The following is an 18,826-nucleotide window of genomic DNA, read 5'->3' as shown; positions in this document are numbered from 1 at the left end:
CCACGCCCGTGGCCCGGCCCGGCCACGCACCCGACACCACGACCCCACAGCCCGCAGCCCGCAGCCCGCAGCCCGCAGCCCGCCAGGATGTCGCGCAGGGATCAAGCGGCCGAGGCCAGGACCAGCGGAAGGACCTGTTCGGCGCCCGCCTGCCGGAGCAGCCGGGCGGCGACCGCGAGGGTCCACCCGGATTCGGTGGAGTCGTCCACGAGCAGGACGGGCCCGGGAGCGGCCGCCAGGGCGGCCGCCAGGTCCTCGGGGACGGCGAAGGCGCCGGAGAGCGCCCTGAGGCGCTGGGCGGAGTTGCTGCGGCGCGCCGCGTGCGCGCCGTCCGGTCCGGTGTACGTCAGGCTGCCCAGGAAGGGGAGCCGGCCGATGGCCGCGATGCCCTGGGCGAGGGAGCCCACCAGCTGAGGACGGGTCAGGGAGGGTACGGCGACGACTCCCACCGGCCGGGCGGTGGCTTCGGACACGTTCGGCGCCCAGCCGCCCGGGGAACGCGCCCAGTCGGCGAGGACGGCGACCGCGGCCTGCAGGACGTCGTCGGGGACGGGTCCGTCGGGTGCGTTGTCGGCGAGGAGCGGGCGCAGCCGGTTGCCCCAGCCGATGTCGGAGAGCCGCCCCAGGGCGCGCCCGGCGGAGCACTGCTCCTTGACCGGGATGCGGCCCTTGAGGTTGATGCCCAGTGCGGGCATCCCCGTCGGCCACATCCGGCGCGGCTCGACCTCCACCCCCGGGCGGTCCAGTTCCTTCGCCGCGCCCGTCAGGATCTCGGCCGAAACGGTGGAATCGGCCCAGGTGCCCGCGCAGTTGTCGCAGCGGCCGCACGGGGCGGCGCCCTCGTCGTCGAGCTGCCGGCGCAGGAACTCCATCCGGCACCCGGTCGTCGTCACGTAGTCGCGCATGGCCTGCTGCTCGGCGGCCCGCTGGCGGGCGACCCAGGCGTACCGCTCGGAGTCGTAGGCCCACGGCTCGCCGGTGGAGGACCAGCCGCCCTTCACCCGCTTGACCGCCCCGTCCACGTCGAGGACCTTGAGCATGGTCTCCAGTCGGGTGCGGCGCAGGTCGACCGCGGCCTCCAGGGCGGGCACGGACACCGGCCGTCCGGCGTCGGCGAGGGCCGCCAGGGTCTGGCGTACCTGGGCCTCGGGCGGGAAGGCGGTGTCGGCGAAGTAGCGCCAGATCGCCTCGTCCTCCTTGCCCGGCAGCAGCAGCACGTCGGCGTGCTCGACCCCGCGGCCCGCGCGGCCGACCTGCTGGTAGTAGGCGATCGGCGAGGACGGCGAACCGAGGTGGATCACGAAGCCCAGGTCGGGCTTGTCGAAGCCCATGCCCAGGGCCGAGGTCGCGACCAGCGCCTTGACCCGGTTCTCCTGGAGGTCGATCTCGGCCTGGAGCCGGTCGGCGTTCTCCGTGCGCCCCGTGTAGGAGGCCACGTTGAAGCCGCGCTGGCGCAGGAAGGCGGTGGCCTCCTCGGCGGCGGCGACGGTGAGGGTGTAGATGATCCCGGAGCCCTGCAGTTCTTCGAGGTGCTGGGCGAGCCAGCCCAGCCGGTGCGCGGCGTCCGGCAGCCGGACCACGCCCAGGCGCAGGCTCTCCCGCTCCAGCGGGCCGCGCAGTACGAGGGCCTCGCCCGTGCCGGTGCCCAGTTGCTCGGCGACGTCGGCGGTGACCCGCGCGTTGGCGGTCGCGGTGGTGGCCAGCACCGGTACGCCGGGGGCGAGCTCGGCGAGCATCGCCCGCAGCCGCCGGTAGTCGGGGCGGAAGTCGTGTCCCCAGTCGGAGATGCAGTGCGCCTCGTCGACGACGAGGAGGCCGGTCGTGGCCGCGAGCTTGGGGAGCACCTGCTCGCGGAAGTCCACGGAGTTGAGGCGTTCCGGACTGACGAGGAGGACGTCGGTCTCGCCGCGTTCCACCTCGCCGTAGATGGTGTCCCACTCCTCCGGGTTGGCGGAGTTGATGGTGCGCGCCTGGATGCCGGCCCGCGCGGCCGCCTCGACCTGGTTGCGCATGAGGGCCAGCAGCGGCGAGATGATCACGGTGGGGCCGGAGCCGCGGCGGCGCAGCAGAGCGGTCGCGACGAAGTACACCGCCGACTTGCCCCAGCCGGTGCGCTGTACGACCAGGGCCCGCCTGCGCTCCTCCACCAGGGCGGACACCGCCTGCCACTGGTCCTCGCGGAGCCACGCCGAACCCCCCGGGGCACCGACGAGCTCAGCGAGGATGGCATCGGCTTCAGTGCGGAGCTCCAGGTTGTCCATCCCCCCATGCAACCCGATGGCACGGACAATCGGCCAACTCACCCAGCGTGACGTACCGCCCACGCACCGGCGGCCCGACCTGCGCCGGGGCCTCCAGCGGGCCTCTGCCGCGCCCCCGGCGGCGGCAGCGAACATGACGGAGGCCTCGGGGGTGGCACCCTCCACGACGACCGCGCGACCGGATGACCCCGCCACCGCGCGAGAGCCCGGCCGTTCCGGCGGACGGGTGCCGAGGACGCGTTCGCGCTGGTGCTCGCGCTCCGGCCGCACCGAATGCGTCATCTCCGGCGCGACGGGGCAAGGATATGAACGGCATACCGGCGAATTCCGGTCGGCGGCCGCAAATGCTCATTGCCCCACCCTCGCGGGCCACGCGAGAATCGGAGTGCTCCCGCTCGGCTCGTCGGCACTCTCCAGGGCCGTGCTGTGGCGCGCCCGCATCCCAGCCGTGCCCGTTCACGGGCGTGTACCCGAAGGGAGGACCGTGACCTTCGGATTCGCCTCGCCCTCGACCACGTCCCTGACAACGGCCACCGGCGGCGCCAGCCGGCACGGCAGACTGCTCGAACCCTCCGAGTGGACGGCGGCGGGGGTCCCCCTGCTGCGCAATCCGCGCGAGCTGGTCGACGGGCTCCACTCCCGGCACAGCCCCGTGCCCGACACCGCGGTGATCGCCGTCCTCGGTCCCGAGGACCGGCTCGTCGCGAGCGCCTCCTTCGTCCAGCGGTCGGCCTCTGCCGACGGCTGGGAGTACCGCAACGCCCTGTTGTCGCGGCTGCGCCGGGTCCTCCCGCACGACCTGCGGCGGCGGACCCCGGTACGGACGGCAGTGCTGTTGTACTGCCGGGACGGCGACGAGCGGTGGACCGAGGAGGACGGGGCCTGGATGTGGGGGCTGCGGGACGCCTGCACCCTGCACGGGCTGCGCTGCGGGGCGTACATCACGCTGACGCACGGCGGCTGGCAGGTGCTCGGGGAGGGCCGCGGCGGGCGGCGGCCCAGCTCGGACTCCCGGCCGGAGCGGCTCGGCTCCACGATGGGTGAGCTCACGCCGCTGCCGCTCCGCACGGGCGGCGGCGCGACCGAGGCCCTGCGGCGCACCGCAGCCCGCTGAGCCCCGGGACCGCGTACGACGCGCACCGCGCGCGGAGCCCCGTACGACCGGGCCCCGTGGGGTGCGCGTGCTCGCGCGGACGGGCACGGCACCACCCCGGCGCCACTCAACGGTGCCGTGTCACACGAGCTACACGGCATCACGGAACGGCCCTCGCGGCCGCACTCCCGCGGACGGGTGTACAGCAGTCCGGGCTCCGGGCTTCAGCGGGGCCGGCACCCGGCCCGCCCCGCCCCTCGCCCGTGCGGGATACGGGGCGTCAGACGCCCGCACCCAGCACGGAGTTGATCTGCTGTACGTCGCCGCACACGATCAGCAGCGCACCGGCACGCGCGAGCGCGACCGGCAGTGCGTTGGCGACCGTTCCGGCCGGTCCGCCGTTGGCCGCGAAGACCACGACGGGACGGCCCGCGGCACGCTGCACCTGCGCCGCGTCCGCGTAGAAGACGTCGTCCCCGGCCTCGTGCTGGGCCCAGTAGGAGGCCTCGCCGAAGGACAGCTCGTGAGCGGCCCACGGGTGCGGGTCGCCGGTCGTGAGGACCAGGATGTCGCCGGGCGCGCGCCCGGTGTCGAGCAGCAGGTCCACGGCCTCGTCGGCCGCGTCCAGCGCACCCTCGGCGGAGGCCGGGATCAGCTGGACCTGCGGCACCGCCGCGGAGACGGACGGGGCGGCGGGGGCTGCGGAAGCGGGTCCGGGGGCGGCCTGCGCCGCGCGCTGCGCGGGCGGGGCGGGCCGGACGGGACCGGGGCGTCCGGGCCGGGGTACGGCGGCGGGACGCGGACCAGGTACGGGGCGGGGGGTCTGCGCGGTGCGGCCGGCGGCCGGCGTGACGCGGGGACCCTGGGCACTCTCGTGAATCTGAGGCTCCTCGATGGCGGGGGTGAGAGGCATGAGTTGATATCTATCAAACACCGGTACGAAACGTACCGGTGGGTGGCACGTGGGTGCGATCAGAAATCGAAGCCGAGTTGGCCTCCGTCTTCCAAAGCCGCCGCCTCCTCGCTGCGGCGCACCTTCTTGAGGTGCCGCCACCGGGGCAGTGCGTCGAGGTACGACCACGAGAGCCGGTGGTACGCGGTGGGACCCCGCTCCTCGAGCGCGGCCCGGTGCACGGGCGACGGATAGCCGGCGTTGGCGGCGAAGGCGAAGTCCGCTGTTCCGTCGCCCTGTTCGCCGAGTTCGGCCATCATCCGGTCGCGCCGGACCTTGGCGATCACCGAGGCCGCGGCGACGGCGACGCAGGACTGGTCACCCTTGATCACCGTACGGACCTGCCAGGGTGCGCCGAGGTAGTCGTGCTTGCCGTCGAGGATCACCGCGTCGGGCCGCACCGGGAGGGCCTCCAGGGCGCGCACGGCCGCGAGCCGCAGCGCGGCGGTCATCCCGAGCTCGTCGATCTCCTCGGGGGAGGCGTGCCCGAGGGCGTGGGCGGTGACCCAGTCCTCCAGGACGTCGAGCAGCGCGTCGCGTCGTCTGGGGGTGAGCAGTTTGGAGTCGGTGAGCCCCGCGGGCGGCCGGCGCAGGCCGGTGATCGCCGCGCAGACGGTGACGGGACCGGCCCAGGCCCCTCGTCCGACCTCGTCGACCCCGGCGATGATCTTGGCGCCGGTGGTTGCACGGAGGGAGCGCTCGACGGTGTGGGTGGGTGCTTCGTACGGCATGGCGCCAGCAAGGTTACGCCGCTCGCGGCCGCCTGCACACCCCGGCCTGCGGCAAGCCGTCTCCGGCTCGCCGCGGGCCGGCGGCCGGAGCCCGCGGACGCTCCCCGTCCGCTGCCCTGCGCCGGGCCGCCCGGGCGGGGGCGGGCCGGGCCTCAGGCGGCGTCCGCCCGGACCATCGGCACCATCACCCGGTCGATCATGTCCCCGATCTCCTGGTCCTTCCATTCGCTTCCGCACACCTTGCTGCGGTACATCAGCATCGCCGGAATCACGTCGACCACCAACGGGTCCACCGCGTCCGGCCGGACGTCACCGCGCTCGATCCCCCGTCGCAGAAGCGCTCGGATCAGGTGGTGGGCGGGTTCGTGGACGCCGTTCCAGATCACCGCACGGAACCGGTCCGCATGGGCATGGTCGCATTCGTGAAGCACCGCACGCAGCGCCTCCCCGGCCTGCGAATGCATGACGTCCCGCATCCGCACGCACAGCCGGAAGAGGTCGTCGCGGACCGCGCCCTGGTCCGGGACCTCCCCGAGCGGCGGCAGCCCGGCGCGCAGCACCTCGGCCACGAGATCCGCCTTGGAGGGCCACCGCCGGTAGAGCGCGGCCTTGCCGGTGCGCGCGCCGGCCGCGACGCCCTCCATCGTGAGCGCGTTCCACCCGACGGTGCTCAGCTGCTCCAGGGCCGCGTCCAGGATCGCCCGTTCGAGTTCCGGCCCGCGCCTGCGCCCCGGCGCCGCCCCCGCCGACCAGCGCGAACCCGTCATACCCCGCTACCTCCGACCCGCACGTGCGTCAGACGCACACATTTTCAGCCGTAGGGAACGCTTGCGTTCCCTACGAGCGGGCTCCTACCTTGGTCCCGCAGTGAACGTATGCGTTCACTATTTCACTATGGGGGGATCCACAGTGACAAGCACTCAACTCGCCACGTCCCGAATACCCGGAGCGGCCCGCCGGCCCGGGCGCCCGGGTGTCGCCCTCGCCGTCATCGCCGCCTGCCAGCTCATGGTCGTCCTCGACGCGACGATCGTGAACATCGCCCTCCCCCACATCCAGACCGCCCTCTCCTTCTCCACCACCGACCTGTCGTGGGTGCTCAGCGCCTACACCCTCACCTTCGGTGGCCTGCTGCTGCTCGGCGGCCGGGCCGGTGACATCCTCGGCCGGCGCCGTGTCTTCCTGACGGGGATCCTGCTGTTCACCGCGGCCTCGCTCCTCGGCGGATTCGCCCAGGAACCCTGGCAGTTGCTCGCCGCCCGTGCGCTCCAGGGGGTCGGCGGCGCGATCGCCTCGCCGACCTCGCTCGCCCTCATCACCACGACCTTCGCCGAGGGCCCCGAGCGCAACCGCGCCTTCGGGGTGTTCGCCGCGGTCTCGGCGGGCGGCGGCGCGATCGGCCTGCTGACCGGCGGCATGCTCACCGAATGGCTGGACTGGCGCTGGGTCCTGTTCGTCAACGTGCCGATCGGCGTCCTGATCGCCGTGCTCACGCCGCTATACATCACCGAGTCCGAACGCCATCCCGGCCGCTTCGACGTCGCCGGGGCGCTCACGTCCACCGGCGGCATGGCCGCGCTCGTCTACGGGTTCATCCGCGCCTCCGAGGACGGCTGGCGCGACCCCCTCACCATCGGGTCGTTCGCCGCCGCGGTCGTCCTGCTCGGCCTGTTCGTCCTGATCGAGTCCCGGGCCGCGGAACCGATCATCCCGCTGCGGATGTTCGCCGACCGCAACCGCGCAGGCACCTACCTGATCATGCTGGGGCTGGCCGCCGCCATGTTCGGGATGTTCTTCTTCATCGTCCAGTTCGTGCAGAACGTGCTGGGCTTCTCCCCGATCGAGGCCGGGCTCGGCTTCCTGCCCGTGACCGTCGCCATCGTCACCGCCGCCGGACTCTCGCAGCGCTTCCTGCCGCGCTTCGGACCGAAGCCGTTCATGGTCGTCGGATCCGCCCTCACCGGCTCCGGCCTGGCCTGGCTGACCTTCATCCGGACCGACAGCTCCTACCTCTCCGGCGTGCTCGGCCCGATGCTCCTGTTCGGCTTCGGCATGGGCCTCAACTTCGTGACCCTCACCCTCACCGCCGTCTCGGGCGTGGCCCCGCACGAAGCGGGCGCGGCGTCCGGACTGCTCAACGCCAGCCAGCAGGTCGGCGGCTCGCTCGGGCTGTCCATCCTGGTCACGGTCTTCGGCACGGCGGCCCGCGGCGAGGCGGAGCAGCAGGTGCCCGACTTCCTGGCCCGGGCCGACCCCGCCCAGCTGGCCGCGTTCCGCGAGACCGGCGCGCTGGCCGACCCCTGGGGCGACCTCGTCCTGACCCAGGGCATCTCCACCGCCTTCACCGCCGCCGTCGCGATGGCGGGGCTGGCCCTGGCCAGCGCACTGCTGGTCATCCGGGTCCGCAAGAGCGACCTGGAGGCCCTCGGCGGGACCGCCGCCAAGGCCGGTCCGGTGGCCTGAGCAGGGCACGTCGTACGGCCCCGGGCAAGGGTGCCCGTACGAAGCCCCGGGCGCGGGAACTACCCCGCGCCCGGGGCCTTCGTACTACCCGCCCACCCGGCCCGGGCCGCCGGACGGGGCTGCTAGGCGGCTTCCTGCGGAAGCCAGGCCGGGAGTTCCTCGGTGCGTGCCAGCCAGGCCTGCGGCAGCACTTCCCCGCCGCGCGCGCCGAGCACGCCCCCGACGATCGCGCAGGTGGTGTCGACGTCCCCGCCGACCTGCGCGGTGGTCCAGAAGGCCTTCTCGTAGTCGTCCAGCGACCGGGCGGCCGACCACAGGGCGAACGGCACCGTGTCGTGGGCGCTCGTGCGTCGCCCGCAGCCCAGTACCGCCGCGACCGTGGTCGCGTCGCCGTAGTCCAGCATGTCCCGTGCCCGGCGCACCCCGGCGCCGACCGCACTGCGCGGGACCAGCGCGATGACCCCGTCCAGCAGCTCGGCGGGCGTCGGCCGGCCCGCCGGGGAGGCCGCCAGCGCGGCCGCGGCGGCGACGGCCATCGCCCCGCACACCGCCTCGCGGTGCTGGTGGGTGGTGTAGGCGGAGATCTCCGCCTGGTGGGTGGCCTGCTCGGGGTCGTCCGCGTACCAGGCGCCGAGCGGAGCGATCCGCATCGCCGCGCCGTTGCCCCACGAACCCTGCCCGTTGAAGAGCTCGGCGGCCAGCGTGCGCCAGTCCTCGCCCTCCCGGACCAGCCTCAGCATGCGGTTCACGGCGGGGCCGTAGCCGCGGTCGAAATCGTGGTGGGCGGCGAAGGAACTCGCCAGCGCGTCCTGGTCGATGCGGCCGTGCAGGGCGAGCACGGCCACCACCGAGCAGGCCATCTCGGTGTCGTCGGTCCACTGCCACGGCTCGCTGCCGGCCGGCAGCTCGCGCCGCTTGAGCAGCGGGTAGTTCACGGGGACGAAGTACTGGGAGCCCAGGGCGTCCCCCAGGGCCAGCCCTCTGAGGCTGGACACGGCGCGTGCGTAGCGCGTTTCGGGAGCGGAATCAGCGGTCATCGCGCGTCACTCTAGCCGTCCAGGTCATAAGGCTCGGGTGTGGTCCACCGCTCAAACGGGCGGTCCATCCGGTACCGGCCGTCCGGGCCGAGGAGCAGCACCCGGTATTCGCCGTTGCCCGGGTTGGACAGGGCCTCGAACTCGGATACCGACCAATGGAACCAGCGCATGCAGAACAGCCGCATCGTCAGCCCGTGCGTCACCAGGAGCACGTTCTCGGGATGGTCCGGGGCCTCGAAGCTGCGGTAGAGGCTCTCCAGGAAGGACCCGACGCGGTCGTACACGTCCGCGCCGGACTCCCCCTGGGCGAACCGGTAGAAGAAGTGCCCGTAGGCGTCCCGGTAGGCCTTCTGCAGGCGTACGTCGTCCCGGTCCTGCCAGTTGCCCCAGTCCTGTTCGCGCAGGCGCGGCTCCTCGCGCATCCGCACCCGCGTCGGGTCCAGCCGCAGCTCCCGGAAGGTCTGCAGGGTCCGGCGGTAGGGGGAGACATACGCGCTGATGTGTTCGTCGCCGAAGAGCGCGCGCAGTCCGGCGCCGGCCTCGGCGGCCTGTTCGCGGCCCCTTCGGGTCAGGCGCAGGGCGTGGTCGGGTTCCCGCTCGTACACCGTGTCATCGGCGTTCCCCTCCGATTCCCCGTGCCGGACAAGGACGATGCGCCGTGGTCGTACCATCCCACGACCTTATTCGGCCACCGACGGCCCCGCCGACCGGGCGCGCCGTCCCGCCCGCCCCGGGCCGGCGATCGTCGGACGGTCATACCGTCCAGGCGGGTTCGAGGTCCACGACGTCACCGGTGAGCGCCTCGACGTCGGCCTCCGTCTGGGCGCGCAGCGAGAGCCGTTCCACCCGCTCCTGCCGGTACTTGCCGTGCTCGGCCGCCGCCCGCCACATCGACAGCACCAGGAACTCCCGGCCGGGGGCCTCGCCGAACAGGCCCCGGACCATTCCCGGCGAGCCGGCCATGGCCGGGTTCCACACCTTCTCCTGCATGAGGGTGAAGTGCTCCTCGCGCCCCTCCCGGACCCGGGTGTGCGCGACCCGGACCACGTCGGCGTCGCTGAAGCGGGGCTGGAAGCCGGTCTTCACGTCGAAGCGGTGGTCGAAGAGCGTGACCCTCGCGTCGGTGAAGGTGCCGTTCTGGGAGGCTGCCAGCCGGTCGTGCGAACGGGCCATGAAGGAGTCGTAAAAGGCACGGCTCTCCCAGAACGCGAAGACGTGCGCGACCCCCTGCCGGCCCCGGCTCCAGCCGCCGCCCTGCCCCCGGAATCCGGGTTCGCCGGGCAGCCCCGCCCATTTTCGCTGCCCGCGCTCGAACCCGCGTCGGTCCGTCACCGTGCAGCGAATCCACTTGACCAGCACCGCGCCATCGTACGGGCCGGGCGGGGCCCGGGTCAGTCCCCGGAGCGGTGGATCCGCACCAGTTCCGCCGCGTCCCGATCGGACAGCCGGAGCCCGAACTCCCGGTCGAGGACGCCGATCAGCTCCTCCGGTGCGACGTTCTCCCGCTCGGTCCGACCGTCGGGGTACAGGCGGGTGAGCTCGCTGCCTACGAGGGTCTGCCGCACGGCGTCGCCCGGGAGCTGGACGAGGATCCGCCCGACGAACGAGGAGAGGGGGTGAGTGGAGCTGTAGTGGTTCAGCACCACGTAGTCGACGGGGTGGTAGCGCTGCGGGGAGAAGGCGTACAGGTCCCTCCAGGCCCCTGCGCGCAGGGCGCTCAGGACGAGGATGCCGTCCTCCTCCTCGCGGACGCGGAACGTCCACGCCCCCTGACGGATCTCGCGGCCGGGCCGTGCGAGCGGGACGGGCTCGCGCGGGCCCTGGTAGCCGAAGCCCGCGTCGCAGAGCCACGGTTCACCGTCGACGGTGACGACGAGGACCGCGTGGGTGACCGCGAGCAGGCTGTCGCCCCGGGTGCGGTTGCGGGCTCCGCGCGCGGAGACCTCGAAGCCGATCCGCTCCAGGGCAGCGGCCAGCAGCGAGTTCTGCTCGTAGCAGTAACCGCCGCGGCGGTCGTGCACGAGCTTGTCCTCCAGGCCTTTGACGTCCAGCGCGACGGGGCGGCCGAGCAGGACGTCCAGGCTCTCGAAGACGATGGAGGCGGTGTGGGCCCGGTGCACTGCGTACAACGTCTCCAGGTCCGGCCGGAGTTCCCCGACTCCGGGCCTGCTTCCGGCCCCTGCCCCACCACCGGTCCCGTCTTCTTCCGGGCCCCCGGCCCCCAGCCCGATCCGCGTCAGGTACGCGTCCAGGTCCAGCTCGTCACCGTTCCACATGGTTCCCCACTCCCCCGTCGTGAAAATCCCGGGCCCGCGGTCGGGCGCGCCCCGCACAATGATCGCCATGACCGCCTTGCACACCAACCCGCTCTTCGCCCGGCTCGCCACGGCCGAGCGGATCCTCGTCGCCGGGGCGGGCGGGGGCTTCGACATCTACTCGGGTCTGCCGATCGCCCTCTCCCTCCTGCACCAGGGCAAGGAGGTCCACCTGGCGAACCTCTCCTTCAGCGCCCTGGCGGGCCTCCCCACCACGGACTGGCTCGCTCCGGACGTCGCCGTCGTCACCCCGGACTCCGCACCCCACCAGTCCTACTTCCCGGAGCGCACCCTGGCCCAGTGGCTCGCCCTGCACCGCTACCCCTCCACCGTCCACGCCTTCCCGCAGGTCGGGGTGCAGCCGCTGCGCGCCGCATACCGGGCGCTGATCGACCGCCACGACATCGACGCGGTGGTGCTGGTGGACGGGGGCACGGACATCCTGATGCGGGGCGACGAAGCCGGCCTGGGCACCCCGGAGGAGGACCTGACCAGCGTCGCCGCGCTGGCCGCGCTGGACGACGTACCGCACCGGCTGGTCGTGTCGGTCGGCTTCGGGGTGGACGCGTACCACGGGGTGAGCCACGCCCTCGTACTGGAGAACATCGCGGCGCTGGAACGGGACGGGGCGTACCTCGGGGCGTTCTCGATACCCCGCGCCACGCGCGAGGGCGCGCTGTTCCTCGATGCGGTGGCCCACGCCCAGGACCACACTCCGGACCGTCCGAGCATCGTGGCCGGCTCGGTCGCGGCAGCGGTGCGCGGTTCCTTCGGCGACGTCCGGTTCACCAGCCGCACCCAGGGCAGCGAGCTCTTCGTCAACCCGCTGATGTCCCTGTGCTTCGCCTTCGACCTGCCGGGGCTGGCGGCCCGTTGCCTCTACCTGGACCGGATCGAGGACACCCACCTCTTGCGGCAGGTCCACTCCCGGATCGCGGAATTCCGGGAGGAGCTGGTCACCCGCCCCTCCCGCCCCATCCCCCACTGAGCCCGGAGGGTGACAGCCGGCCGTCCGGCCCGGAAACGCCGAGGGCGGTGGAGCCGGGTCACCGGCTCCACCGCCCTCGCGGGCCGGCCGGGGCGTGCCCCGGCCGGCGTCGTACGTCAGCTGCAACCGCTGGTCGAGCCGCAGCCCTCGCAGATGTAGCAGGAGCCGGCGCGCTGCATCTTCGTACCGCAGGAGAAGCAGAGCGGGGCGTCGGCGGAGACGCCGAGCTGCATCTCGACCAGTTCGGCGTTGCTGTGCGCCGTCTTCGGAGCCGGGACCGGGGCGACCGCCACCGGCTTCGGGGCTGCCGGAACGGCCGCGACCGGCGCCGACTGGGCGAGCGTCTCGGTGTCCAGCTGCTCGTCGTCGAGCGGCTCGTAGGAGCCGGTGTCGAGGTGGCGCTGACGCTCCTCGGCGGAGTGGATGCCGAGGGCGGAGCGGGTCTCGAACGGCAGGAAGTCGAGCGCCACGCGGCGGAAGATGTAGTCGACGATCGACTGCGCCATCCGCACGTCCGGGTCGTCCGTCATGCCGGCCGGCTCGAAGCGCATGTTCGTGAACTTCGCGACGTACGTCTCCAGCGGGACGCCGTACTGCAGACCCACCGAGACGGCGATGGAGAAGGCGTCCATCATGCCCGCGAGGGTGGAACCCTGCTTGGACATCTTCAGGAAGACCTCGCCCAGACCGTCGTCCGGGTAGGAGTTCGCCGTCATGTAGCCCTCGGCGCCACCGACGGTGAAGGAGGTGGTGATGCCCGGGCGGCCCTTCGGCAGGCGCTTGCGGACGGGGCGGTACTCGATGACCTTCTCGACCGCCGCGCGGATGGTCTCCTCGGCCTTCTCGGTGACCTCGGCCTTCTCCTCTTCCTTCTTCTTCGCGGAGAGGGGCTGGCCGACCTTGCAGTTGTCGCGGTAGATCGCGAGCGCCTTGACGCCCAGCTTCCACGCCTCGAAGTAGATCTCCTCGATCTCCTCGACGGTCGCCGTCTCCGGCATGTTGACCGTCTTCGAGATCGCGCCGGAGATCCAGGGCTGGATCGCGGCCATCATGCGCACGTGACCCATCGCCGAGATGGAACGCTCGCCCATGGCGCAGTCGAACACCGAGTAGTGCTCGGGCTTCAGGCCCGGGGCGTCGACGACCACACCGTGCTCGGCGATGTGGGAGACGATCGCCTCGATCTGCTCTTCCTGGTATCCCATGCGGCGCAGGGCCTGCGGGACGGTGCCGTTGACGATCTGCATCGAGCCGCCGCCGACGAGCTTCTTGAACTTGACCAGGGCCAGGTCCGGCTCGACACCGGTGGTGTCGCATGACATCGCGAGACCGATGGTGCCGGTCGGCGCGAGGACGGAGGCCTGGGAGTTGCGGAAGCCGTTCTTCTCGCCGAGGCGCAGGACGTCCTGCCAGGCCTCGGTCGCCGCGGCCCAGATGACGTTGTCGAGGTCCTCGGTGCGGGGCGCGACGGCGTTGGCGTCGGCGTGCTGCTTCATGACGCGCTTGTGCGAGTCGGCGTTGCGGGCGTAGCCGTCGTACGGGCCGACGATGGCGGCCAGCTCGGCGGAGCGCTTGTACGCGGTACCGGTCATCAGCGAGGTGATCGAGGCGGCGAGGGTGCGGCCGCCGTCCGAGTCGTACGCGTGGCCGGTCGCCATCAGCAGGGCGCCGAGGTTGGCGTAGCCGATGCCGAGCTGGCGGAAGGCGCGGGTGTTCTCGCCGATCTTCTGCGTCGGGAAGTCCGCGAAGCAGATGGAGATGTCCATCGCGGTGATGACGAGCTCGACGACCTTGGCGAAGCGCTCGGCGTCGAAGGACTGGTTGCCCTTGCCGTCGTCGTTCAGGAACTTCATCAGGTTCAGCGAGGCGAGGTTGCAGGACGTGTTGTCCAGGTGCATGTACTCGCTGCACGGGTTGGACGCGGTGATGCGGCCGGACTCGGGGCAGGTGTGCCAGTTGTTGATCACACCGTCGTACTGGATGCCCGGGTCGGCGCAGGCCCACGCGGCCTCGGCGAGCTTGCGGAAGAGCGCCTTGGCGTCGACCTTCTCGATGACCTCGCCGGTCATGCGGGCGCGCAGGCCGAACTCGGTGCCGTTCTCGACGGCCGTCATGAACTCGTCGTTCACGCGGACGGAGTTGTTGGCGTTCTGGTACTGGACGGACGTGATGTCGTCGCCGCCCAGGTCCATGTCGAAGCCCGCGTCGCGCAGGGCGCGGATCTTCTCCTCTTCCTTCACCTTGGTGGCGATGAAGTCCTCGACGTCCGGGTGGTCCACGTCCAGGACGACCATCTTGGCCGCGCGGCGGGTGGCGCCGCCCGACTTGATCGTTCCTGCGGATGCGTCGGCACCGCGCATGAAGGAGACGGGGCCGGAGGCGTTGCCGCCGGAGGAGAGGAGCTCCTTGGAGGAGCGGATGCGGGAGAGGTTCAGGCCGGCGCCGGAGCCGCCCTTGAAGATCATGCCCTCTTCCTTGTACCAGTCGAGGATCGACTCCATGGAGTCGTCGACGGCGAGGATGAAGCAGGCGGAGACCTGCTGCGGCTGGGGCGTGCCGACGTTGAACCAGACCGGCGAGTTGAAGCTGAAGATCTGGTGCAGGAGCGCGTACGTCAGCTCGTGCTCGAAGATCTCCGCATCGGCGGGAGAGGCGAAGTAGTCGTGGTCCTCGCCGGCCTTCGTGTAGGTCTTCACGATCCGGTCGATGAGCTGCTTCAGACCGGTCTCGCGCTGCGGGGTGCCGACCGCGCCGCGGAAGTACTTGCTGGTGACGATGTTGACCGCGTTCACCGACCAGAAGTCGGGGAACTCGACGCCACGCTGCTCGAAGTTCACCGAGCCGTCGCGCCAGTTGGTCATGACGACGTCACGGAGCTCCCAGCTCACCTCGTCGTACGGGTGCACGCCCGGGGTGGTGTGGATGCGCTCGATACGCAGGCCGCTCTTGGCAGCCTTGGTCCCCTTGGTGCGGGAACCTCGCGCCGAGCCGCTCGCCGTCTCAGTCATGCCGCTTCCTCCCATATGCGGGCAAAAACGCCCTAAAGTGCCAGCGTTATTCCGCGGGCACGGTGCTGTGTGTCTTGTATCTACGAATCTCGCCCAGCCGGCCGGCCGGGCCGCGCCGAGGTGCGGCCTGTCCGGTCAGTCGGCGGCGGAGGCGGGCACGGGGACGACCGGGGGGGTCCCTCCGGGCTCGCACTCGTGGGGAGGCCGGGGCTCGCGGAGTTCCGCGATGGCGGCCTCGAAGTCTTCAAGGGTGTCGAACGCTCGGTAAACGGATGCGAACCGCAGGTACGCGACGAGGTCGAGCTCCTGCAAGGGGCCGAGTATGGCCAGACCCACGTCGTGGGTGGTCAGCTCGGCGCTGCCGGTGGCGCGCACCGCCTCCTCGACCCGCTGGCCGAGCTTGGCGAGGGCGTCCTCGGTGACCGGTCGCCCCTGGCACGCCTTGCGGACGCCAGAGATGACCTTGGTACGGCTGAAGGGTTCGGTGACCCCGCTGCGCTTGATCACCATCAGCGAGGCCGTCTCCACCGTCGTGAAGCGACGGGAGCAGTCGGGGCACTGACGGCGCCTGCGGATCGACGTTCCGTCGTCCGTGGTGCGGCTGTCCACGACCCGGCTGTCGGGGTGCCTGCAGAAGGGGCAGTGCATGGTTCCCTCACCCTTCATCTGGCACGACTGAATCACCCCACGGAGCCCCTGAACGACAGGGACGGGTCTCTGCCGGGGGCTCGTGAAGCAGCCACAAGCATATGCGATGCCGGAGACCCTGACCGACCCGGGGACCACAACTTCTGGGTGGCAGCGCTCATCCAACCACTAGATCTTGGGTTGGGATGGATTTACACCGCTCCGCGTGTCGCGGTGTCCGGCAGGCGGATACGGGCCTTTCCGGTGCCACACTGGGCCTCGACCCACCCGGCCGCGGCCGCACCGGAAACGGTACCGTAAGGAGGGGAGGCGGAGCCGAACCCGCGTTCGGTCCGCACGGCCGAGGAGGCCCCGCTCCGGTCCGGCTATACACCCGTCGATCTAACCCAGGTGGACGATCCTCGATTTTTCACTCGAACGTGTGTTTGGCGCAACCTTTCGAAAGCAACTACCGTTGTCCAGCTAGGGAGAACATTTCGAGAGGGGCCGACGTGACCACCACCGCAGACAGTGCCACCATCACTGCCCAGAACCGCTCCCAGAGCCGACTCGAGCCGGTGCATGCCATGAACGACGCAAGCCTGAACCCGGAGGCGGAGCCCGCGCGCCCCGCACGCTCGCTGCCAGGGCGGCCTCCAGGCATCCGCGCCGACAGCTCCGGGCTCACGGACCGGCAGCGGAGGGTCATCGAGGTCATCCGGGACTCGGTGCAGCGCCGCGGTTACCCGCCGTCGATGCGCGAGATCGGCCAGGCGGTCGGCCTCTCCAGCACCTCGTCGGTGGCGCACCAGCTGATGGCCCTGGAGCGCAAGGGCTTCCTGCGCCGCGACCCGCACCGGCCCCGGGCCTACGAGGTACGGGGCTCGGACCAGCCCAGCTCGCAGCCCACCGACACCACCGGCAAGCCCGCCGCGTCCTACGTTCCCCTGGTAGGCCGGATCGCGGCCGGCGGCCCGATCCTCGCCGAGGAGTCGGTCGAGGACGTCTTCCCGCTCCCCCGCCAGCTGGTGGGAGACGGCGAGCTCTTCGTCCTCAAGGTCGTGGGCGACTCCATGATCGAGGCGGCCATCTGCGACGGCGACTGGGTTACCGTCCGTCGTCAGCCCGTCGCGGAGAACGGCGACATCGTCGCCGCGATGCTGGACGGCGAAGCCACCGTCAAGCGCTTTAAGCGGGAGGACGGCCACGTGTGGCTGCTCCCCCACAACGCCGCCTACCAGCCCATTCCCGGTGACGAGGCCACGATCCTCGGCAAGGTCGTCGCCGTCCTGCGCCGGGTCTGACCCCGCCGCCCCTCAGCCAGCTCCGGGACCCACTGCGCCGGTCCCGGAGCTGTTGTGTGTCCCGGGCCCTACTTGCCGTCGGCCTGAGCCGTGGCGTCGATCGCCGCCAGGGAGCGGCGGACCTGGTTGCGGTCCGTGGTGTACCAGAAGTCGGGCAGCGTGGCCCGCAGGAAGGTCCCGTAGCGGGCCGTGGCCAGCCGGGGGTCCAGTACGGCGACGACACCCCGGTCGCCTGAGGCGCGGACGAGCCGGCCGGCGCCCTGGGCCATCAGCAGCGCCGCGTGCGTGGCGGCGACGGCCATGAATCCGTTGCCTCCGTGCTCCTCGACCGACTTCTGTCGCGCGCTCATCAGCGGGTCGTCGGGGCGCGGGAAGGGGATCCGGTCCATGATCACGAGCTGGCAGCTGGGTCCGGGCACGTCCACGCCCTGCCAGAGGGACAGCGTCCCGAACAGGCAGGTCTTCGGGTCGGCCGCGAAGGTCTTGATCAGCTCGCCGAGGGTCTCCTCGCCCTGGAGCAGGATCGGGTTGTCGAGCCGGCCCCGCAGTTCCTCGGCGGCCGCCTTCGCGCCCCGCATGGAGGAGAAGAGGCCGAGGGTGCGACCGCCGGCCGCCTCGATCAGTTCGGCGAGCTCGTCCATCATGTCGCCGCGGGTGCCTTCCCGGCCCGGCGTGGCCAGGTGCTTGGCGACGTAGAGGATGCCCTGCTTGGGGTAGTCGAACGGGGAGCCGACGTCCAGGCCCTGCCAGACCGGTACGCCCTCCCCTTCGACTCCTTCCGCGGCGAGGCCGAGTGAGGCAGCGACCCCGTTGAAGTCGCCGCCCAGCTTGAGGGTCGCCGAGGTGAGGACCACCGAGCGGTCCTCGAAGAGCTTCTCGCGCAGCAGCCCCGACACGGAGAGCGGGGCGACGCGCAGGGTGGCGCCGAAGCGGTCGTGGCGTTCGTACCAGACGACGTCGTACTCGGACCCGGTCATGATCCGCTCCGCCACCGTGTGCACGCTCTCCACGGCGGCCAGGGCCTGCTTGCGGACGGCGTCCTCGTCGTGGACGGACTTGTCCCGGGTGGCGCCGATCGCGGAGATCACGTTGCGCGCGGCGTCCCGCAGGGCCATCAGCGCGTAGCCGAGGTCCTCGGGGACCTCCTCCAGGCGGCCGGGGAGCGCCAGCTCCATGACCCGCTCGAAGGACTCGGACGCAGTCTGGAGCGAATCGGCGCTCTTCTCGTCGACCAGCTTGGCCGCGCGCTTCACGGCCCGGTTCACCTGGCCGGGGGTGAGCTCGCCGGTGGCGACGCCGGTGACGCGGGAGACCAGTTCGTGGGCCTCGTCGACGATCAGCACCTCGTGCTGCGGGAGCACCGGCGCGCCCTCGATGGCGTCGATGGCGAGCAGCGCGTGGTTGGTGACGACCACGTCGGCGAGTTTGGCCCGCTCGCGGGCCGCCTCCGCGAAGCATTCGGCCCCGTAGGCGCATTTGGTCGCGCCCAGGCACTCCCGGGAGGAGACCGAGATCTGACTCCAGGCCTTGTCGGAGACGCCCGGGGTGAGGTCGTCGCGGTCACCGGTCTCGGTCTCGTCCGCCCAGTCGCGCAGGCGGATCAGGTCCTTGCCGAGCTTGCTCGTGGGGGCGGCCGCCTCGAACTGGTCGAAGAGGCCCTCTTCCTCGTCCTGCGGGGCGCCTTCGTGCAGGCGGTGCAGACAGAGGTAGTTGGACCGGCCCTTGAGCATGGCGAACTGCGGGCGGCGGCGCAGCTGCGGGTGCAGCGCCTCCACGGTGCGCGGCAGGTCACGCTCGACGAGCTGGCGCTGGAGTGCCAGCGTCGCCGTCGCCACGACCACGCGCTCGCCGTGCGCGAGGGCCGGCACCAGGTAGCCGAGGGACTTGCCGGTGCCGGTGCCGGCCTGGATCAGCCGGTGGGAATTGTCGTCAATCGCTTCGGCGACGGCTTCGGCCATGGCCACCTGGCCGGGGCGCTCCGTGCCGCCGACGGCGGTGACGGCGGCGTGCAGCAGGTCGGGGAGGGAGGGCTTCGTCATAGCACTGC

General features: G+C 71.8%; 15 protein-coding genes. 4 read left to right on the top strand and 11 right to left on the bottom strand.

The genetic code is table 11. From position 1 onward, the window contains the following. Nucleotides 1-101: 101 nt before the first annotated feature. Nucleotides 102-2,261 carry a RecQ family ATP-dependent DNA helicase gene (locus tag ABZZ17_RS10855; protein ID WP_356874283.1) on the bottom strand — a complete coding sequence of 720 codons (2,160 nt, stop codon included), beginning with the start codon at nt 2,259-2,261 and terminating at the stop codon, nt 102-104. A 484-nt stretch (nt 2,262-2,745) separates the two neighbouring features. Here ABZZ17_RS10855 and ABZZ17_RS10850 point away from each other — a divergent pair, with 484 nt between their 5' ends. Continuing rightward, nucleotides 2,746-3,375 carry a hypothetical protein gene (locus tag ABZZ17_RS10850; RefSeq protein ID WP_356874281.1) on the top strand — a complete coding sequence of 210 codons (630 nt, stop codon included), beginning with the start codon at nt 2,746-2,748 and terminating at the stop codon, nt 3,373-3,375. Nucleotides 3,376-3,634: 259 nt separating this feature from the next. Here ABZZ17_RS10850 and ABZZ17_RS10845 read toward each other — a convergent pair whose 3' ends face one another. The 3 genes from ABZZ17_RS10845 to ABZZ17_RS10835 all read right to left on the bottom strand — a co-directional run bounded on the left by ABZZ17_RS10845 (nt 3,635) and on the right by ABZZ17_RS10835 (nt 5,804). Continuing rightward, the gene (locus ABZZ17_RS10845) at nt 3,635-4,267 is read right to left on the bottom strand and encodes a hypothetical protein (protein WP_356874279.1); all 633 of its coding nucleotides are present in this window, start codon (nt 4,265-4,267) and stop codon (nt 3,635-3,637) included. Between the two features lie 59 nt (nt 4,268-4,326). Continuing rightward, nucleotides 4,327-5,037 carry a ribonuclease HII gene (locus tag ABZZ17_RS10840; RefSeq protein WP_356874277.1) on the bottom strand — a complete coding sequence of 237 codons (711 nt, stop codon included), beginning with the start codon at nt 5,035-5,037 and terminating at the stop codon, nt 4,327-4,329. Between the two features lie 152 nt (nt 5,038-5,189). Then, nucleotides 5,190-5,804: a TetR/AcrR family transcriptional regulator gene (locus ABZZ17_RS10835; RefSeq protein WP_356874275.1), complete on the bottom strand. Its 615-nt coding sequence runs from the start codon at nt 5,802-5,804 to the stop codon at nt 5,190-5,192. Between the two features lie 142 nt (nt 5,805-5,946). Here ABZZ17_RS10835 and ABZZ17_RS10830 point away from each other — a divergent pair, with 142 nt between their 5' ends. Continuing rightward, nucleotides 5,947-7,500, top strand: coding sequence for an MFS transporter (locus ABZZ17_RS10830; RefSeq protein ID WP_356874273.1), 1,554 nt, complete (start codon nt 5,947-5,949; stop codon nt 7,498-7,500). 122 nt (nt 7,501-7,622) lie between these two features. Here ABZZ17_RS10830 and ABZZ17_RS10825 read toward each other — a convergent pair whose 3' ends face one another. From ABZZ17_RS10825 to ABZZ17_RS10810, 4 genes are all read right to left on the bottom strand, one after another. Beyond that, the gene (locus tag ABZZ17_RS10825) at nt 7,623-8,537 is read right to left on the bottom strand and encodes an ADP-ribosylglycohydrolase family protein (protein ID WP_356874271.1); all 915 of its coding nucleotides are present in this window, start codon (nt 8,535-8,537) and stop codon (nt 7,623-7,625) included. 11 nt (nt 8,538-8,548) lie between these two features. Continuing rightward, entirely contained in the window at nt 8,549-9,208 is a 660-nt protein-coding gene (locus ABZZ17_RS10820; RefSeq protein ID WP_356874269.1) for a histidine phosphatase family protein, read from the bottom strand. 82 nt (nt 9,209-9,290) lie between these two features. Next, the gene (locus ABZZ17_RS10815; RefSeq protein ID WP_356874267.1) at nt 9,291-9,896 is read right to left on the bottom strand and encodes a YdbC family protein; all 606 of its coding nucleotides are present in this window, start codon (nt 9,894-9,896) and stop codon (nt 9,291-9,293) included. A 32-nt stretch (nt 9,897-9,928) separates the two neighbouring features. After that, nucleotides 9,929-10,813 (bottom strand): arylamine N-acetyltransferase, encoded by an 885-nt coding sequence (locus tag ABZZ17_RS10810; RefSeq protein WP_356874265.1) that lies wholly within the window; start codon nt 10,811-10,813, stop codon nt 9,929-9,931. 67 nt (nt 10,814-10,880) lie between these two features. Here ABZZ17_RS10810 and ABZZ17_RS10805 point away from each other — a divergent pair, with 67 nt between their 5' ends. Further along, nucleotides 10,881-11,840, top strand: a complete 960-nt coding sequence (locus tag ABZZ17_RS10805; protein WP_356874264.1) for a DUF1152 domain-containing protein — start codon at nt 10,881-10,883, stop codon at nt 11,838-11,840. 116 nt (nt 11,841-11,956) lie between these two features. Here ABZZ17_RS10805 and ABZZ17_RS10800 read toward each other — a convergent pair whose 3' ends face one another. Both ABZZ17_RS10800 and nrdR read right to left on the bottom strand, forming a co-directional pair. Beyond that, nucleotides 11,957-14,848: a vitamin B12-dependent ribonucleotide reductase gene (locus ABZZ17_RS10800; RefSeq protein ID WP_356874262.1), complete on the bottom strand. Its 2,892-nt coding sequence runs from the start codon at nt 14,846-14,848 to the stop codon at nt 11,957-11,959. A gap of 135 nt (nt 14,849-14,983) precedes the next feature. Beyond that, on the bottom strand, nt 14,984-15,496 hold the full coding sequence (gene nrdR / locus ABZZ17_RS10795; RefSeq protein ID WP_356874404.1) for a transcriptional regulator NrdR: 513 nt from the start codon (nt 15,494-15,496) through the stop codon (nt 14,984-14,986). A 491-nt stretch (nt 15,497-15,987) separates the two neighbouring features. On the opposite strand from nrdR, the gene lexA reads away from it, so the two are divergent. Further along, nucleotides 15,988-16,779: a transcriptional repressor LexA gene (gene lexA / locus ABZZ17_RS10790; protein ID WP_356874260.1), complete on the top strand. Its 792-nt coding sequence runs from the start codon at nt 15,988-15,990 to the stop codon at nt 16,777-16,779. 68 nt (nt 16,780-16,847) lie between these two features. Here lexA and ABZZ17_RS10785 read toward each other — a convergent pair whose 3' ends face one another. After that, complete coding sequence (locus tag ABZZ17_RS10785; protein ID WP_356874258.1) at nt 16,848-18,818, bottom strand: ATP-dependent DNA helicase; 1,971 nt, start codon at nt 18,816-18,818, stop codon at nt 16,848-16,850. Nucleotides 18,819-18,826 lie beyond the last annotated feature (8 nt).

Origin of the sequence: Streptomyces sp. NPDC006512 (assembly GCF_040611935.1) — a bacterium.
GTDB lineage: Bacteria > Actinomycetota > Actinomycetes > Streptomycetales > Streptomycetaceae > Streptomyces.
Note: the sequence above shows the minus strand (reverse complement) of the source record. Positions and strands in the feature narration are given on the sequence as shown.

What these genes read in the sequence shown, in the direction of transcription:
- ABZZ17_RS10820 (WP_356874269.1), bottom strand. Translation starts at nt 9,208, where the DNA reads ATGGTACGACCACGGCGCATCGTCCTTGTCCGGCACGGGGAATCGGAG.
- ABZZ17_RS10835 (WP_356874275.1), bottom strand. Translation starts at nt 5,804, where the DNA reads ATGACGGGTTCGCGCTGGTCGGCGGGGGCGGCGCCGGGGCGCAGGCGC.
- ABZZ17_RS10800 (WP_356874262.1), bottom strand. Translation starts at nt 14,848, where the DNA reads ATGACTGAGACGGCGAGCGGCTCGGCGCGAGGTTCCCGCACCAAGGGG.
- ABZZ17_RS10840 (WP_356874277.1), bottom strand. Translation starts at nt 5,037, where the DNA reads ATGCCGTACGAAGCACCCACCCACACCGTCGAGCGCTCCCTCCGTGCA.
- ABZZ17_RS10855 (WP_356874283.1), bottom strand. Translation starts at nt 2,261, where the DNA reads ATGGACAACCTGGAGCTCCGCACTGAAGCCGATGCCATCCTCGCTGAG.
- ABZZ17_RS10805 (WP_356874264.1), top strand. Translation starts at nt 10,881, where the DNA reads ATGACCGCCTTGCACACCAACCCGCTCTTCGCCCGGCTCGCCACGGCC.
- ABZZ17_RS10785 (WP_356874258.1), bottom strand. Translation starts at nt 18,818, where the DNA reads ATGACGAAGCCCTCCCTCCCCGACCTGCTGCACGCCGCCGTCACCGCC.
- nrdR (WP_356874404.1), bottom strand. Translation starts at nt 15,496, where the DNA reads ATGCACTGCCCCTTCTGCAGGCACCCCGACAGCCGGGTCGTGGACAGC.
- ABZZ17_RS10810 (WP_356874265.1), bottom strand. Translation starts at nt 10,813, where the DNA reads ATGTGGAACGGTGACGAGCTGGACCTGGACGCGTACCTGACGCGGATC.
- ABZZ17_RS10825 (WP_356874271.1), bottom strand. Translation starts at nt 8,537, where the DNA reads ATGACCGCTGATTCCGCTCCCGAAACGCGCTACGCACGCGCCGTGTCC.
- ABZZ17_RS10845 (WP_356874279.1), bottom strand. Translation starts at nt 4,267, where the DNA reads ATGCCTCTCACCCCCGCCATCGAGGAGCCTCAGATTCACGAGAGTGCC.